Here is a 15,689-nt window from a genome sequence, read left to right on the forward strand (position 1 = left end):
GTTGCCGGCGTGTTCCTGGAGGGCCGGCGGGGGCGGTGCCGCAGAGGCGGCTGGCGCAGACAAGCGAGGGGCGCGGTGCGGTGGCGGAGCGGAGCGCGGCGAGCCTATCGAGCCGTAGCGTGGCGGGGCGGACGTGGTGGAGAGGTGCGAAGGCGAGAACCCGCCGACGCGGCACTGCCCCCGTCGGCCCGATACCAACGCAACGCACACACCGATCGCATGAGCGAGAAAGGTCACATGCGAAACACGCCGTTGCGAGTAGCCTGCACGGGCGCCTGAAGCGCCGCTTCGAGCGCAAGCCCGAGCGCCGCGCGCGTGTCGAGCGGATCGATGACGCCGTCGTCCCAGAGGCGCGCCGTGCTGTACCACGGGCTGCCTTCGGCCTCGTACGTCGAGACCACCTGGTCGTGCATCGCCTTCTCGAATGCCGGGTCGAGCTCCTGACCTTCGGTCGCAAGCTGCGCCTTCTTGACCTGCACCAGCGTGCTCGCCGCCTGCTCTCCGCCCATGACCGAGATGCGCGAGTTCGGCCACATGAACAGGAACCGCGGACTGTAGGCGCGGCCGCACATCGCGTAGTTCCCGGCGCCATGCGATGCGCCGATGATCACCGTCAGCTTCGGCACCTCGGCATTGGCGACCGCGTGGACCATCTTCGCGCCGTCCTTGGTGATGCCGCCGTGCTCGTAGCGCCGTCCGACCATGAAGCCGGTGATGTTCTGCAGGAACAGGATCGGCGTGCGCCGCTGGCAGCACAGCTCGATGAAGTGCGTCGCCTTGAGCGCCGCCTCCGAGAAGATCACGCCGTTGTTCGCGATGATCCCGATCGTCCTGCCGTAGAGCCGCGCGAAGCCGGTGACGATCGTCGTGCCGTAGCGCTGCTTGAATTCGTGGAAGCGGCTGCCGTCGACGAGGCGCGCGATGACCTCGCGGCAGTCGTACGGCGTGCGCGTGTCCTTCGGGATGATTCCGTAGAGCTCGGCCGGATCGTAGTGCGGCTCCTCGGACGCTTCGCGCTCGAGCGGGCCGCCTGCGCCCATGACGAGGTTCTCGAACACGTCGCGCGCGATCGCGAGACCGTCGCGGTCGTTGGCGGCGAGATGATCGGCGACGCCGGAAATCCGCGTATGGACGTCGCCGCCGCCGAGCTCTTCGGCAGTGACCTCTTCACCGGTTGCCGCTTTGACGAGCGGCGGCCCGCCGAGAAAGATCGTGCCCTGATTGCCGACGATGATGTTCTCGTCGCACATCGCCGGCGTGTACGCGCCTCCCGCGGTGCACGAGCCCATCACGACCGCGACCTGCGGAATTCCCGCCGCCGACATGCGCGACTGCAGGTAAAAGCCGCGCCCGCCGTTGTGCGCGTCGGGAAAGATCTCGGCCTGAAGCGGCAGGAACGCACCGCCGGAATCGACGAGGTAGACGGTGGCGATGCGGTTCTCGAGCGCGATCGTCTGCGCGCGGATCTGCTTCTTGACGGTCATCGGATAGACCGTGCCGCCTTTGACGGTCGCGTCGCTGCAGATGACCATGGCCAGACGTCCGCGGATGCGACCGATGCCGGTGATGCAGCCGGCCGCCGGGGCTTCGCTTCCGTACATCTCCCACGCAGCGAGCGGCGACAACTCGAGAAACGGCGATCCGGGATCGAGCAGGCCCTCGACGCGGTCGCGCGGCAGCAGCTTTCCGCGCGACAGATGGCGCTGGCGCGCCTTCTCGGTGCCGCCGATTCGAACCTGTGCGAGCTTTGCACGAAGCTCCGCCGCGAGCGCCTCGTTCACGCGCAGGTTTTCGGCGAACTCCGGCGCGGAAGTGCGCACCTGCGAAATCAGTCGCTGCATCGACTGCGGTTCAGTGCGCGGCCGGCGGCGTTGCCGGAGCAGGTGCCGTTGCCGGCGCGGGCGGCGTTGCCGCAGCAGGCGGCGGTGATGCAGGAGCCGCCGATGGTGCGACAGCGGGCGGTGATGCAGGCGCCGGTGCAGGGACATCGGCGCCGATGGACCGATCGTACTTGAGCGACGTCAACGACCCGTAGAACTGATTGTAGTAGAGCTCGTCCTGGTACTTCTGCGACTTGGTGATGCCCTGGATCACGAGGTACTGCTTGCGGTCCGGCGACGTCAGCACGAAGTAGACCTCGTATCCGTCCGGATCGCCTTTGATCGGAGAGTGGACGAGCAGCCGGTACGTGTACATGTCCGGCACCGAGCTGACCGCCTGCACGGGATCGGCCGAGACCACGTCGTCCTTGCGCTGGTCGGAGATCTGCTTGCGGCTGAGCTCGCCCAGCGACTGCGCGCTCTCGATCTTGACACCGTCCGGGATGTCGTGCGCTTCGAATGCGGCTCCGAACAGCGTGTTGATCGCGGCATCGTCCTCCGCGGACTTCTTCTCGGCGTAGACGAGCGACAGCGTGTCCGGGCTGACCGACATCTGCCGCCAGCCGTCCGCTTGCGGCGGCTGGTACTTGAAGTGCCCGAGTGTGTACTCCTTGGACGGCACGACGAGCTGCAGCATCTCCTGCGCGCTCGACGGTCGAGGCAGCAGGGCCATGCCCGAAAGCACGCCGAGCGCGAGCATCCATGCACGAGTTCCGATAAGGGATTTCTTTTCGATTGCGAGCATACGTCGTTGTCCTTTGAGCTCTGCGGCGTTCACGAACCGGATTCGCCCGTCTGCCGCATGAGCGTTTTCAATTGCGCAGCCATCGCCGCCGCGCCGTGTTCCTGCTTGACGGACATCCATCCGCGCGTCGAGACGCGGTCGCCGCGCGTCGAGACGCCGTCGCCCTGCGTCGAGACCCCGTCGCCCTGCGTCGAGACGCTTTCGCCCGTCCGGTATTCGTCTCCGGCATCAAGAATCGCGGCCGCCGGCAGTCTGCCGCTGTCTTCGCAGTCCTTCCACTCTTCGAGCAGAAACGCCGAGGATTCGCGGGGACCGTCGAGCACGACGAGCGCGCCGTCGGGTTTGCGGCGCGCAGCGACGTCGAGCGCGACCTTCAGATTGGTCGCCGCGAGCGTCCGCAGCCCCTGTTTCTCGAGCGCGATGCAGAGCTCGGCTCGGCGGCGACTGTGCTCGGCGACGACGAGGACGGTCGGCATGCGATCGCCGCGCTGCGCCGCCGATGCGCCGCCATCGATGCAGCCGCTCGCGCGCGGAGTTTCATCGCGCTGATCCGTGCCCTCCCCGGCGCCCGCAAGGCGGACCTCCGCACCGACGCGATGCTCGATGCCCATCAGCACGCGCTCGCATCGCTCGATGCTGTCGCGCAGCGTCTGTTCGACGGACAGATCCGCATCGCCGAGCTGGGCCTCAATGGTTTCCAGGCGCTCGACGGTGGCTTCGAGCACATCGGCGACCTCGCCGACGCACGCACGAAGCTCGAGGATGCGTCGCGGGAGATCTTCGCTGCGCCCGGCCATTGCGGCGTCCGCGTCAGGGGCTGCTGCGTCCGGGCGGGACGGCTGCGCCGCGCGCTGGGCGGGCCGCATGGTATCGACGCCGCGCCGCGCGCTCTTTGCAAGGTCGGCGACGATGCCGCGTGCCCGATCGCCGAGCTCCGAGAGCGCGTCCGAACCGCCGAGATCGGTCGCCGCATGCCGCAGCGCTTCGAGCAGGCGCTCGGTGCTTCCGGCCAGATCGGTGTCGTGTTTGGTTTCGGTCATTCCGGCGGTCCGCAGTCCGGCCGGCCTGCCGACTTCAGGCGCCTTCGCGCTGTCGCGCGTAGTTTGCCCGTGGCGCAGGCGGGAGATTGATCACACTCTTCGGGAAGAATCCGACGAGGTAACCGACAATGTCCTTTACGGACACCGTCCCGACCGGTGTGCCCGATTTGTCTACCAAGGGAATGTGCCTGTAGCCACCGAGGCTCATCAGGTTGAGCGCGAATGCGATCGAGTCGGTCGGTCGCAGCGTTTCAGGATCTGCAGTCATCACGCGGCGCACGGCGATCTTCGAAGGATCGAGACCGGCGGCAACCACACGCGCGACCACGTCACGGTCCGTGAAGATTCCCTTGAGCTTGCCGGCACGGACGATGAGCACGCATCCGGCGTGGCGGTCACGCATCAGATGCACGGCTTCGAGAACCGACGCGGGCGATTCGATCAGCACGGGCTCGCTCGGAGGCAGCACGGCCAGCGGGCGCGTCAGGACCTTCTCGTTGAACGAAGACTTGTCGGTGCCGGTCTCTTCGTATTCGGCGATCGTCTTCTGGATGAAACCCGCAACGCTCTCGTCGACTTCGTCGGCGACGGGATCGGGCGGATCTCCGGGCATCATCGGCGCATTCGGTGGATTCGGAGTGTTCGTGCTCATGCGACCGTCCACGTTTCGCCGCTGCGATAGAGCTTGTCGAAATCCCCTCCGCCCTTGCTCTTGCGGGCATCGTCGATCTGGGCGTGCACGGACTCTTCGTAGATCGGATGCGACGGCCCATCGACGCAGCGCAGGACGCCGAGTGGCAGCGGCGTGCCGTCTTTGCCCATGCGCGCGAGCAGCTGCGTAAGGACCGGATTGGTCTCGTCGTGCACCGCAATCTCGGAGATGTCGACGTTGTCGAGCGAGACCACCTCGAACGAAAAATCCGCGCGCAGCCGGATGCCGCGGCGCCGGTCGGCGCCGAACAGCAGCGGCTTTCCGTGCTCGACGAGAACCCGGTTGTCTTCCTTCATCGTCTTGTCGGTGACGGCGTCGAACGCGCCGTCGTTGAAGACCGGACAGTTCTGGATGATCTCGATGAACGACGTTCCCTTGTGGCTGGCGGCCCGGTGCAGCATCGTCTGAAGGTGCTTGGCCTCGACGTCGACCGTGCGCGCGATGAACGTGGCCCCGGCGCCGAGCGCGAGCGCCGCCGGATCGAACGGCGGATCGACGACGCCGAGCGGACTCGACTTGGTCACCTGCCCGACGCGCGAAGTCGGCGAGAACTGACCCTTGGTCAATCCGTAGATCTCGTTGTTGAACAACAGGATGTTCAGGTCGACGTTGCGGCGAAGAATGTGGATCAGGTGATTGCCGCCGATCGAAAGACCGTCGCCGTCACCGGTAACCATCCACACCGACAGATCCGGACGCGCGAGCTTGAGGCCGGTCGCGATCGCCGGCGCGCGTCCGTGGATGCTGTGGAAGCCGTACGTGTTCATGTAGTACGGAAAGCGGCTCGAGCAGCCGATTCCCGAGACGAACACGATGTTCTCGCGCGGGATGCCGAGCTCGGGCATCACTTTCTGCACCTGCGAGAGAATGGCGTAGTCCCCGCAACCCGGGCACCAGCGTACATCCTGGTCGGTCGCGAAGTCTTTGCGGGAAGGCGGTGTTGCGCTCGGGGCTTCGGCAGTGCTCATGGTATGTATTCCCTGACCTTCGTTACGCGCGGTCCTGTTCGGCGCCGTGACGCTCGACGATGATGGTGCGAATCCAGTCGGTCAGCTCTGCAGCAGTAAACGGCTGCCCTTTGATCTTGTTGACCGGAATGGCGTCGATGAGCGTGTAGTCGCGGATCATCCGTACGAGCTGGCCCATGTTCATCTCCGGCACGATCACCGTGCGGAATCGCTTGAGCACACGCCCGAGATCTTTCGGCAGCGGATTGATCCAGCGCAGATGCACGTGACCGACCGCCATTCCTTCGGCGTTCAGGCGCCCGACGGCTTCTTCGATCGCGCCGAAGGTCGAGCCCCAGCCGACCACGACGGCCTCTCCAAGCTCGCTTCCTGAGACTTTGATCGGCGGCAGCGTATCGGCGATGCGGGCGACCTTCTCGGCGCGCACGCGCACCATGCGCTCATGGTTGGCCGGCGAGTAGCTGATGTCGCCGCTCTCGTAGTCTTTCTCGATGCCGCCAATGCGGTGCTCGAGCGCCGGCGTTCCGGGTCGCACCCACGGACGCGCCAGCGTGTCCTCGTCACGCAGGTACGGCTGGAACCCGATCGTGTTCGTCCAGAACTTGGCCGGCTCTTCTTCGATGTCGGAATAGTTCGGCAGGCGCCACGGTTGCGAGCCGTTGGCGAGATATCCGTCCGTCAACAGGATCACCGGCGTCATGTGGCGAATGGCGGTGCGAACGGCTTCGATCGCCGCATAGAAACAGTCGGTCGGCGTCGACGCCGCAATCACCGGAACCGGGCATTCGCCGTTACGGCCGTAGACGGCCTGCAGGAGATCGGCCTGTTCGGTCTTGGTCGGCAGCCCCGTGCTCGGACCGCCACGCTGCACATTGACGATGACAAGCGGAAGCTCGGTCATGACGGCCAGCCCGATGGCCTCGGTCTTGAGCGCGATGCCCGGGCCGCTCGACGCGGTGATGCCGATCGATCCGCCGAACGATGCACCGATTGCCGCGGTCACCGCCGCGATCTCGTCTTCGGCCTGGAACGTGACGACGCCGAAATGCTTCTGCGCAGCAAGCTCGTGCAGGATGTCGCTCGCCGGCGTGATCGGGTACGAGCCGTAGAACAGCTGGACTCCGGCACGCGAAGCGGCCGTCATCAGACCCCACGCCGTCGCCTGGTTGCCGGTGATGCTGGTGTAGAGTCCGGGCGCGATCTTCGCGGGACCGACTTCATAGCGCGTAACGAAGAGCTCGGTCGTTTCGCCGAAGTTCCAGCCCGCCTTGAACACGCGCGTGTTGGCTTCGACGAGTGCGGGATTCTTGCGGAAGCGCGCGGCGATCCAGCGCAGCGTCTCCTCGGTCGGCCGGTTGTAGAGCCAGCTGCACAGGCCGAGCGCGAAGAAGTTGCGGCAACGCACCACCGAACGCGTCGGCAGGTCCATGTCGGCAACCGCCTGCGTCGTCAGCTTGGTCATCGGGATATCGACGACATGCCAGCGCGTAAGCTCCGCGGTCTTGCCGGGATGCTCTGCGTAGCCGGCCTTGACGAGGTTGGACTTGGTGAATGCGTCTCCGTCGATGATCAGCGTGCCGCCGTCGCGAAGATCGGCGACGTTCACCTTGAGGGCGGCCGGATTCATCGCGACCAGCACGTCGGGCTGGTCGCCGGGCGTGTAGACGGTCTTGCTCGAGAAATTCAGCTGGAAGCCGCTGACGCCGGCGAGAGTTCCCGCAGGTGCTCGGATCTCGGCGGGAAAGTCCGGTAGCGTCGCGATGTCGTTGCCTGCCAGGGCCGATTCGGTGCTGAACTTTGTGCCGGTCACCTGCATGCCGTCGCCGGAATCTCCGGCGAATCGGATGACGACGGTGCTGACGGTCTCGACGGCCTTCGGCGGGACGCTCGAGGCTTGGGACATGAAAAACTCCTTGTTGTCCGCAGCGGTACCGGCTGGCCCTGCCGGCAGACAAGCGCCCGGATTCTACGCAGAGAAATGAGCGGGAACAATGATTCTCTGCAGGGTCGAGCAGCCGCCCTTATTTCACCCCGCGAGCGCGGGGGCCGTCAGGCCGTGGACGGGCGCGGGCGCGTTTTCCACCGCCGGTGTGCCCAGTTCCACTGGTGCGGAAAGCGGCGGACGACGCGGTCGACCTCGCGGCCATATCGCTCCGTCAGGTCCCGGAGCGCCGACTCGCGCTCACCGCCGCCAAGGCGGCCTTCCGGCGGCGAAATGAGCTCGCAGAGCACGGGCGACGTGCGGTCGCCCTGCCACACCGAGAATACCGGCAGCACCGGCGCGCCCGTGGCCAGGCTGAGCCGCGCGAGCATGGTCGACGTGCACGCCGGATGGCCGAGGACGTCGATGAAAATGCCCCGTCCGTCGCGCTGGTTCTGGTCGAGCGGCACGGCGACGCAGCCGCCGCCGGCCAGGATCCTGAGCGCATCGCGGACGCTGCCGCCGCGCCCGAGGGTCGTGACCCCGCAGCGCTCGCGCTCGCTCAGCACGAACCGGTCGATCTCGGCGACGCCGAGCGAGCGATGAAACACCGCCACCGGCGCAACCAGGCTGCCGAAGATCCGCGCCAGCAGCTCGAAATTGCCGATGTGCGCCGTCAGCAGCAGAAGCCCGCGCCCGGATGCGCGTCCTTCGGCGACCGCGGCGCGCAGCGACGTCCAGTCCGGATCGAGCCTGGCGGCGTCGAGCACGTCGTCGCAGTGGGCGATTTCGGCGATGATGCGTCCCCAGTTCTGGAACGTCGCACGCACCACCGAGTCGCGCACGACAGTGTCCATCGATGGAAACGCGATCTCGAGATTTTCCTCGACGACCCGGCGGTGATTGCGGTCGGCGCGCGCGAACAGATCCGCGAGGCGTTCGAGGCCGCCGCGTGCGCGGGCCAGCGATGCCGACTCCAGAACCGACCACACGCCGCGCAATGCCTGATAGGCCGCGCGATCCGTGACCTTGCGCAGGGTCGTCCGCGGGTCGGGGCTACCGGGGCCGCAAAGGGCCTTGTCCTGCCATTGAGCCACTTCCACTCTACTGCTACTTGTCACCCGCCATGGAAAAGCGCGACCAGCCCTGGATCATCCGCACATACTCCGGTTACAGCTCGGCCAAGGTATCCAATGCGCTTTATCGCGCGAACCTCGCCAAGGGCCAGACCGGGCTGAGCGTGGCCTTCGATCTGCCGACCCAGACCGGTTACGACAGCGATCACCCGCTGGCGAGGGGCGAAGTCGGCAAGGTCGGCGTTCCGATCGGCAACATCAGCGACATGCAGACGCTGTTCGACGGGATCCCTCTCGATCGCATGAACACGTCGATGACGATCAATGCGACCGGAGCATGGCTGCTCGCTCTCTATGTGGCGGTCGCCGACCGCCAGGGCGTAAAGCCCGCGGTGCTGCAGGGCACCATCCAGAACGACATCATCAAGGAATATCTGTCGCGCGGGACCTACGTATTTCCGCCGGCGCCGTCGATGCGCCTTGCCGCCGACATCATCTCGTACACGGTGAGCGAGATTCCCAAGTGGAACCCCATCAACATCTGCAGCTACCATCTGCAGGAAGCCGGCGCGACGCCGGTCGAAGAGCTGGCGTTCACGCTCGCCAACGCGCAGGCGGTTCTCGACGAGGTGCATTCGCGCGGGCTCGACGTGGATGCGATGGGCCAGGTGTTCACGCGCATCTCGTTCTTCGTCAACGCGAGCATCCGGTTCATCGAAGAGATCTGCAAGATGCGCGCGTTCACGACCGCGTGGGACGAGATCGGGGCGAAGCGCTACGGCATCAAGGATCCGAAGCTGCGGCGTTTCCGTTACGGCGTGCAGGTCAACTCGCTCGGTCTTACCGAACAGCAGCCCGAGAACAACGCGATCCGTATCGCGCTCGAAATGCTCGGCGTCGTGCTTTCGCGCGATGCACGCGCCCGCGCGGTGCAGCTTCCCGCGTGGAACGAAGCGCTCGGCCTGCCGCGGCCGTGGGACCAGCAGTGGTCGCTGCGCACACAGCAGATCATGGCGTACGAAACCGACATCCTCGAGTACGAGGACATCTTCAACGGATCAGCCGTCATCCAGCGCAAGGTCGACGAGCTTCTCGCCGAAGCCCGTGAGGAGCTCGCGCGCATCGAGGAGCTCGGCGGCGCCGTCAAGGCCGTCGAGTCGAGCTACTTCAAGCAGCGCCTGGTCGAATCGAATGCGCGTCGCGTGCGCCGTATCGAGTCGGGCGAGCAGAAAGTGGTCGGCGTCAACTGCTTCGAACAGACCGAGGAATCTCCGCTGACCGCCGACCTCGAGGGAGCGATCTTCCGCAGCGACCCGCGCGCCGAGCAGGAGCAGATCGAGCGCCTGCATGCGTTTCGCGTGTCACGCAATGCCAAGGATGCCGACGATGCACTGCGCGCGCTCGGCGATGCCGTGCGCGCCGGCAGCAACGTGATGGAAGCGTCGATCCGCTGCGCGCATGCCGGCGTCACGACCGGCGAATGGTCGGACCGGCTGCGCGAAATCTTCGGGGAGTACCGCGCGCCGACGGGCGTCTCGGGTCAGGCGAGCGCCGCGGGCGAGGATCTTTCCGAGCTGCGCTCGCGGCTCGCGCTGCTGTCCTCGCGGATCGGACACACGCCGCGATTCCTGGTCGGCAAGCCGGGGCTGGACGGCCACAGCAACGGCGCCGAGCAGATTGCCGTGCGGGCCCGGGACGTCGGCATGGACGTCATCTACCAGGGCATTCGCCTGACCGTCGAAGAGATCGTCGCCACTGCGCAGGAAGAAGACGTCGATGCGATCGGCCTCAGCATCCTTTCGGGATCGCATATGGCCTTGGTGCCGGCGATGCTCGAGCAGCTGTCGAAGGCCGGCATGTCCGACGTCCCGCTGATCATTGGCGGAATCATCCCCGAAGATGACGCGAGGGCGCTCAGGAATCTCGGGGTGGCGGGAGTCTATACGCCGAAGAACTTCGAGCTGACGCGGATCATGAGCGACATCGTGGCCATGATCGAGCAGCGCCAGGCGGCCTGACCCCCGCATTCGGACCATCAATGGTGGCGGGCAGTTGCGCGCCCATGGGCGGCCTCGGCCACATCCGGGACCCGCCGCTCGCCCGCCGCACCCCCCTGCCGAACCGACCGCCGGTCGCGTTGAACGATGGGTAAGCCGCAAATCTGCGCGACTCCATCCTTGCGAAAACGCCATCTTTTCCACGGCGGGAGCCGCCTCCCAACATTTGTTTAGTAGAAAAAAGAAGAACACACCTTGCAGATCCTGCGATTGGCCGCTTACACGGACGTCAATAGGCTCAAGGCGGTGTACCGGCAGGCAGATCGGGCCTGGCCGACTCCGGCACAGGGGCGCAGAAAAAGGGGTGGCCGACCATACCCGTCGGCGGCCGGAGGTAGGGACCCATGATCCATCATCGTTTTTCGCTTCCCGCTGGTGTGGGCGCTGTCGTGCTCGCATCGATGGTATTCGCCGCTCCGGCGTTTGCTTTGACGTCGGCCGAAATCGGCTGTCGCGACACCATCGCGAAGAGCACGGCCAAGTACGCCAAGCTCGTCTTCTCGACGATCGCGCGATGCCACGATGAGCGTGACTCAGGAGACCGGTCGTTCTCGGTCGACTGCAACGCGGCCTCCCAGGCCGACAACCTGGGCAAGCTGGTGCGCGCTCGCAGCAAGGCGATCTCCAAGATCGTGGGCGCCTGCAGCGGAGCCAGCGGCATTCTCGACCAGTATCCGGCGTGCCCGTCGCCCGCTTCGAGCGTCGACGACGGCGGGTCTACCCAGAACATCGACGACTTCGAGGAAGTGGCGCGCTGCGAGCTGGCGCTCGTCGACGATGGGGTCGGCGACACCACATTCGACGCGATGGGCAACCCGCAGGAACGGCTGCTCGATGCCGTGATCCGCTGCCAGCTCGGTCTCGGACGCGGAACGAGCTCGCTGATGCGCGCGTACTACGGACAGCGGCGCAAATGTCAGCGCACCAGCGACTCCGACGGCGGCGCAGCCGCCTATTCGTGCGATGGCGCAGACCCCGACGGAAAAATCCTCGCCGCACAGGCCAAACTCGGCGATACGGTCTTCGAGCTCTGCAACGACATCCCGGAAGAGGAGCTCTTCAAGCTTCACGCCTGCAGCAACTCGGCTGACGGGCTTGCCACCTGTGCTCAGGACGCAACCGACCTTCACGGCTCCGAGCTCATCAAGGACGCCTACGAGCTTCCCGAGCCCGCGAGCACGACGACGACAACCACTACGACTACCACGACCGCTCCGGGATGCGGCTCGACGTTCCCGACATGCGGAGGCGACTGTGCCGCCGGATCGTTCTGCACGAACACCGGAACGCAGTGCGAATGCGTCGTCGGCAGCGGAGCATGCGCGCCGGCCACCGTCCTTCGTCATCTGAATGCACGCTACGGCGACCCGTACCCGTCGTCGGTAACGCAGCTCAGCACCGGCTGGACCGGCAAGACGCACGTCGTCGACGTCCCCGACGAATCGTTCGACGCCGTCGACATCAACTGCGACAGTAACTGCGACAACTGCCAGATCTCCCTGAACCGCAGGGCGGGAGATCCGACCACCAACTGCCGGTGCGCATCCAATCCGCGCACGCCGTGCAACGCCGTCAACGCGCCGGATCCGGTCTGCGGCGGCGTCAATCCGATCTGCAACTGCTACTTCGGACCGGGACTCGCGATCTCCTCGGGCGGCACGCCGGTCTGCGTGCTCAACCAGATTCGCGAGGACTACAGCGGTACCGTCCAGTTCCGCGAAGGCGCCTACAGCGACGTGATCAAGCTGTCGTCGCTCGTGCACCTCGGCATCAGCCAGACGGCGCCGTGCCCGACGTGTGACGGCGACACGACGTCCAACGACGGAGTGCGCGACGGTACGTGCAACGGCGGCCTGCAGAACGGCCAGACCTGCGACGTCAACGGCGAGCACGCGTCATTCGGGCCGACGAGCTTCGACTGCCCGCCGGCGGCCTCGACAAACATCAGCGGAACGGGCCTGCAGATCGCTCTCAACCTGAGCAGCGAGCCGCAGAGCCTGACCGCGGCGCTGCCGTGCGACGCGCCGGCCGGCGAGCTCTGCCCGTGCCGAGTCTGCACCGGCAACTCGCAGCTCGGCTGCACGTCCAACGCGGACTGCGCAGCCGAAGGCGCCGGAAACTGCACTGCGGGCGGCGACGTCGGCATCCAGCCGAACGCCTGCACCGACGGAGTCTGCAGCTCCGAGGGCCTGTGCGAAGCGGGACCGGTCGATCACTACTGCGACGGCGTCGTCCACAGGGATGGCCGCGGCTACATCGCATGCACGACCCAGGCCGACTGCTCGGCACTGAACGCGGGCAGCTGCTCGGTACTCGACCTGCGGCGCTGCTTCACCGATCCGATCACGGTCGAAGGTAACGCCGACATCTACAATCCGGTCACCGGTGGAATCTTCTGCATCCCGGCGACCACGAACATCGCGGTCAACCAGACAGCCGGCCTGCCCGGACCGGGTACGGTCAACCTCGACTTCGATGCGGATGTGCGCTGCCAGAGCGACGTCGACCAGGTCTACGACTTCCCGAACGGCGATGCCTGTCCGAGTGTCGTTACCACGACGACCACGACCACGACGACCGTGACGCTGCCGCTGCCTCCGTGCACTTCGAACACTGCCCCGGCGGTGTTCCCGGTCTGCGGCGGAACGTGCCCGGGACTTCTGGTCTGCGCTCCGACGCTGGTTCAGACATGCGCCTGCCAGAGTGCGGGACTGTGAGGGCTGTCATGAGCAACTCGACAAGAAACTCAGAGACTCGTTCTTTGGCTGGTCGCTCGTCGCGGATCACCCTGGCCCTTGCGGCAGCCATCGTCGTCGCAACCACCGGCGTGGCGAATGCCGCTCTTCCCGCGAACGTGGTCGCGTGCCGCGCTGCGATCGGGAAAAACGCCACCAAGCTCGGAAAGGCTGCGATTCGTGCGGTGAGCAGTTGCCACAGCGCGCGCGATTCGAACGCCGGCATGGCCGGCGTCGACTGCAACGACCTGACGGCGGCCGACACCAAGTTGCTCGTCTCCAAGGCACAGACCAAGTTCAAAAGCGCCGTGGTCGCCAAGTGTGCGGGCGTCACGCCGGCCGATGCGCTGTATTCCTCGTGCCCGGGCGACTGCGCGTCGGACGTCCCTTCGCTCGACGGCATGGGCGACGTGGCCGACTGCATCATCTGCATCACGCGTGATCAGGTGGAAGGGCTGAGCGAGACGATTCACGGTACGCCTTCCACGCCGCTCGCCGGCGCCACTCGCGCGTGCGAGACGACGGTCGGAAAGGCCAGCTCGAAGCTGTTCAATGCGGTCCTTCGCGACGTGGCCGCGTGCGAAGCGCTCGAGGAAGCGGCCGGCGGAGAGTCGGCCGACTACTGCACGCTGCAGGCGTTCCCCAGCAACAGAGCCGAAGATGCGCTGTTCGATGCGGAAAACGCGATCGTCGAAGCCTGCGATCTCGCGTCGTTTGCCGGCCTCGACGGCTGCGCCGATTCGCAGTTCGGCATCGCCGAATGCACCGGCGAAGAGACCCTCACATCGACGCAGGAGCTCGCGCTCGGAGTCTTCGCGCTGGAGACCCTGGCGACGACCACGACCACCACGTCGACGACCACCACCACGACGCTCCCGCCGCCTGATCCGCAGTGTCCGGACGTCGGCGAGCTCGTGCTGTATGCGCGGGACTCGAACACCCCGTGCTCGACCAACGCCGAATGCGCCGCACCGCGTACCTGCGATCCGGTGGCCGCGATCTGCAAGAGCCCGTCGGATCTCGACAGCGGCTGGACGGGACACGCTCACGATTCCGACCTCGACAGCGCCGTGATCACGCGCTCGCGGCTGGTCTGTCCGGGACCGGCACCGGTGTGCGGCATGTGTTACATCGCCGGCGTCGACCCGTCGTTCAACGTGTGCCGATGCTCGAACAATACCCGGACCGTCTGTGACGAACCGTTCGCGGCCGACGCGGACGATTGCGGCGGCGCGACCTGCGATTGTTACTTCGGCGCGCCGATCCCGCTCTCGTCGGCCGGTACCCCGGCATGCATCGTGAACCGCTACGCCGAGGACATCACCGGAACGGTCAACCTCGACGCGGGATCCTCGGACATCGGGGCCCGCCTGCGCACGCAGGTGTTCCTCGGAATCACGACGACCCAGCCGTGTCCGATCTGCGGCGGCCGCTGCAGCAACGACACGACGAAGGTCTGCATCATCGACAGCGACTGCGGCGCAGGAAACACGTGTACGGCCGACGTTCCCAATGACGGAGTGCGCAACGGCATCTGCTTCAAGGGAACCAACACCGGACTGTCGTGCGACGTGATGGGTCTCAACCCGTCGTTCCCGGCCATTCCGGGTGGAGCGATCGGCGGCGGTGGATACAGTCTCGACTGCATGCCGAGCCCCGGCATCAACATCTCGGGACAGGGCCTTGCACTGCACGTTACGCAGACCACCGGCACCTCCGTGTTGAATGCGACCCTGCCGTGCGAAGGCGGCCAGTGCCCATGCCTGGTCTGCTCGGCGAAAGAGGAAGAAGCGTGCAACTCGAACGCCGATTGCACGGGCGCTTCCTGCTCGAACGCGGCGGACTTCGCGTGCACGCAGGACAGCCAGTGCCAGAACCTGAACATCGGCCCGTGCACGCCGATTCACCGCTGCTCGCTCGAGACCAACAAGACCTGCACGACGAACTCCGATTGCCTGCACTTCGATGGTGGCAGCTGCGCTCCGTCGACGTGCTCGACATTCGGCAGCACCGGCGTGCCGCCGCAGCCGAACGGCTGCAACAGCGGGCTTTGCGAGGCCCTTCCGGGCGGCGACGAAGCCCAGTGCGCAACGGGCCCGGACGACAAGACGTGTGACGGCCTGGTGCGCGCCGACGGCACCGGCATCCTCAGTTGTCTCAGCAACTCGGACTGCCAGGCGAACAATCCGCTCAACGGGAACTGCACGCTGACGCACAGGCGCAAGTGCTTCCTCGACTCGATCGTCGCGCACGGCGTGGCGAGCACCGAGTTCCCGGTCGGAGCCGCGACGTTCTGCGTGCCGCCGACCGCGAACGGATCGATCAACCAGGTTGCCGGACTGCCAGGACCGACGCGCGTCGTGAACCAGGGCGCGTCCAGGGCGTTCTGCGCCGGCAATCACGCGATAGAGTACGACCCGGGAACGGGCGGCTGTCCGTAAACAGAACCGGGTTCAGGCAACCCTTCGCGAGCGCACCGCGAGCGGCGCGAAGGGTACGACCCGGGGGCAGGCGAGTGTCGCGAAAGCGCACTTGCTTTGCCCCCGGGTTATTTT

10 protein-coding genes are annotated in these 15,689 nt (G+C 66.2%); 3 read left to right on the forward strand and 7 right to left on the reverse strand.

The window, feature by feature from the left end; all coding sequences use genetic code 11:
* Positions 1 to 233: 233 nt before the first annotated feature.
* From VN634_13755 to VN634_13785, 7 genes are all read right to left on the reverse strand, one after another.
* A complete protein-coding gene (locus tag VN634_13755) occupies positions 234 to 1,841 on the reverse strand; it encodes a carboxyl transferase domain-containing protein (protein ID HXC51948.1) in 1,608 nt (535 codons plus the stop codon).
* 10 nt (positions 1,842 to 1,851) lie between these two features.
* A complete protein-coding gene (locus tag VN634_13760) occupies positions 1,852 to 2,625 on the reverse strand; it encodes a hypothetical protein (protein HXC51949.1) in 774 nt (257 codons plus the stop codon).
* A 29-nt stretch (positions 2,626 to 2,654) separates the two neighbouring features.
* Positions 2,655 to 3,665 carry a hypothetical protein gene (locus VN634_13765; protein HXC51950.1) on the reverse strand — a complete coding sequence of 337 codons (1,011 nt, stop codon included), beginning with the start codon at positions 3,663 to 3,665 and terminating at the stop codon, positions 2,655 to 2,657.
* A 34-nt stretch (positions 3,666 to 3,699) separates the two neighbouring features.
* Positions 3,700 to 4,317, reverse strand: coding sequence for a CBS domain-containing protein (locus VN634_13770; GenBank protein HXC51951.1), 618 nt, complete (start codon positions 4,315 to 4,317; stop codon positions 3,700 to 3,702).
* On the reverse strand, positions 4,314 to 5,345 hold the full coding sequence (locus tag VN634_13775) for a 2-oxoacid:ferredoxin oxidoreductase subunit beta (protein HXC51952.1): 1,032 nt from the start codon (positions 5,343 to 5,345) through the stop codon (positions 4,314 to 4,316). Before VN634_13775 ends, VN634_13770 begins: the two co-directional genes overlap by 4 nt.
* Before the next feature lie 22 nt (positions 5,346 to 5,367).
* On the reverse strand, positions 5,368 to 7,248 hold the full coding sequence (locus VN634_13780; protein HXC51953.1) for a 2-oxoacid:acceptor oxidoreductase subunit alpha: 1,881 nt from the start codon (positions 7,246 to 7,248) through the stop codon (positions 5,368 to 5,370).
* Between the two features lie 146 nt (positions 7,249 to 7,394).
* Entirely contained in the window at positions 7,395 to 8,369 is a 975-nt protein-coding gene (locus VN634_13785; GenBank protein HXC51954.1) for a lysophospholipid acyltransferase family protein, read from the reverse strand.
* Positions 8,370 to 8,392: 23 nt separating this feature from the next.
* On the opposite strand from VN634_13785, the gene VN634_13790 reads away from it, so the two are divergent.
* From VN634_13790 to VN634_13800, 3 genes are all read left to right on the forward strand, one after another.
* Positions 8,393 to 10,360 (forward strand): protein meaA, encoded by a 1,968-nt coding sequence (locus VN634_13790; GenBank protein HXC51955.1) that lies wholly within the window; start codon positions 8,393 to 8,395, stop codon positions 10,358 to 10,360.
* A gap of 383 nt (positions 10,361 to 10,743) precedes the next feature.
* A complete protein-coding gene (locus VN634_13795; GenBank protein HXC51956.1) occupies positions 10,744 to 13,116 on the forward strand; it encodes a hypothetical protein in 2,373 nt (790 codons plus the stop codon).
* 44 nt (positions 13,117 to 13,160) lie between these two features.
* Positions 13,161 to 15,575: a hypothetical protein gene (locus VN634_13800; GenBank protein HXC51957.1), complete on the forward strand. Its 2,415-nt coding sequence runs from the start codon at positions 13,161 to 13,163 to the stop codon at positions 15,573 to 15,575.
* Positions 15,576 to 15,689: the final 114 nt, after the last annotated feature.

Source organism: Candidatus Limnocylindrales bacterium (assembly GCA_035571835.1).
Taxonomy (GTDB): Bacteria; Desulfobacterota; Binatia; order UBA1149; family CAITLU01; genus DATNBU01.

Bases quoted from the DNA above. Each gene is read 5' to 3' on its own strand.
- VN634_13755 (HXC51948.1), bottom strand. From the start codon at position 1,841: ATGCAGCGACTGATTTCGCAGGTGCGCACTTCCGCGCCGGAGTTCGCC.
- VN634_13760 (HXC51949.1), bottom strand. From the start codon at position 2,625: ATGCTCGCAATCGAAAAGAAATCCCTTATCGGAACTCGTGCATGGATG.
- VN634_13765 (HXC51950.1), bottom strand. From the start codon at position 3,665: ATGACCGAAACCAAACACGACACCGATCTGGCCGGAAGCACCGAGCGC.
- VN634_13770 (HXC51951.1), bottom strand. From the start codon at position 4,317: ATGAGCACGAACACTCCGAATCCACCGAATGCGCCGATGATGCCCGGA.
- VN634_13775 (HXC51952.1), bottom strand. From the start codon at position 5,345: ATGAGCACTGCCGAAGCCCCGAGCGCAACACCGCCTTCCCGCAAAGAC.
- VN634_13780 (HXC51953.1), bottom strand. From the start codon at position 7,248: ATGTCCCAAGCCTCGAGCGTCCCGCCGAAGGCCGTCGAGACCGTCAGC.
- VN634_13790 (HXC51955.1), top strand. From the start codon at position 8,393: ATGGAAAAGCGCGACCAGCCCTGGATCATCCGCACATACTCCGGTTAC.
- VN634_13795 (HXC51956.1), top strand. From the start codon at position 10,744: ATGATCCATCATCGTTTTTCGCTTCCCGCTGGTGTGGGCGCTGTCGTG.